Consider the following 1,370-nt stretch of genomic DNA (forward strand, 5'->3'; position numbering starts at 1 on the left):
AGAACTTATCTCTACAATCGCTATCGAAGAAGGAACTCGTTTCTCTATTCGTGAAGGCGGACGTACTGTTGGTTCAGGCGTTGTTTCTACAATCACTGAGTAATAGTATGATTATAAACGAGACCCACTGTGGGTCTCGTTTTTTGTTTGCATATCTTTTTCTTGTATAATAGGATGTATCATATTCGAGGGGCTAATTTTTTATGATTCCTGAAAAGAGATCAATCGCTATCATGAAAGAACTGAGCATTGAAAATACAAAGCAAATGCTGATGATTAATGGGTCTAATGTAAAAAATCCGTTGCTGCTTTTTTTACATGGGGGGCCGGGGACGCCACAAATCGGATATGTAAGACATTATCAAAAAGACCTAGAACAGCATTTCACGGTAGTACATTGGGATCAAAGGGGTTCCGGGCTTTCGTATTCAAAACGAATTCCTCATCATTCCATGACAATCAGTCATTTCATTAAAGATACAATACAAGTCACTCAATGGCTCCTAGATCATTTTTCAAAAACAAAAGTATATCTTGCCGGTCATTCGTGGGGCTCACTGCTGGCACTTCAAGTACTGCAACAGCGTCCGGATTTGTTTTACGCGTATTTTGGAATCAGTCAGGTTGTTAACCCTCACTATGAAGAATCAGCTTCTTATCAATATATACGTAAAACCTCAGATGCAAAAAGAGCCGGTATAGTATTCCCTCTCATACGTTTCCTTGGCGCTCCGCCTTGGAAGAAGGATATCCAGCATTTTATCTATCGGTTCTGTGTCGAAATGAGCAGGGGAGGATTCACTCACCATCATCGTCAATCCTTTGCTGTATTATTTCAAATGCTTACCGGTAAGGAATATGGAATAAGAAATATGCACAGCTTCCTCAATGGTTTGCACTTCAGTAAAAAACATTTAACTGATGAGTTGTACCGTTTTAATGCATTTAGATCAGTTCCTTCTATTAAAGTACCGTGCTTTTTTATTTCGGGGAGACATGATTTAATTGTTCCTGCTGAAATATCGAAACAATATTATCATGAGCTTGTAGCACCTGAAAAGCGCTGGTTTCAATTTGAGAAATCCGCTCACACCCCGCATATCGAGGAGCCGTCATTATTCGCGGATACACTGAGCCGCCACGCGCTGTACCACTTATGATAGGTCCTTGATAAATGAGAAAAACACCTGTATAATAAAAAAAGTGTGCAAACCATGCATATTTTAAATAAGTCTTGCAACATGCGTCTATTTTCTGTATAATGGTGTATGTTGGTCTTTGACTGCGATGAAGTGAGAGGTTGCTGACACACCCGGCCGCTTTGCCATGGCAAAGGTGTTCAGGTTTTTCTCGCGGAGAACTGTCTAACT

General features: G+C 40.2%; 2 protein-coding genes. Both read left to right on the plus strand.

Annotated features, from left to right (window positions below; translation table 11 throughout):
- A partial coding sequence (locus tag RAC86_RS38670; RefSeq protein ID WP_377886952.1) for an EF-Tu C-terminal domain-related protein occupies positions 1-103 on the plus strand: 103 nt, incomplete at its 5' end.
- A 100-nt stretch (positions 104-203) separates the two neighbouring features.
- The gene (locus RAC86_RS38675) at positions 204-1,160 is read left to right on the plus strand and encodes an alpha/beta fold hydrolase (protein ID WP_072565635.1); all 957 of its coding nucleotides are present in this window, start codon (positions 204-206) and stop codon (positions 1,158-1,160) included.
- Positions 1,161-1,370: the final 210 nt, after the last annotated feature.

The sequence above is a fragment of the Bacillus sp. LR_5 genome, assembly GCF_042709275.1.

Bases quoted from the DNA above. Each gene is read 5' to 3' on its own strand.
- RAC86_RS38675 (WP_072565635.1), top strand. From the start codon at position 204: ATGATTCCTGAAAAGAGATCAATCGCTATCATGAAAGAACTGAGCATT.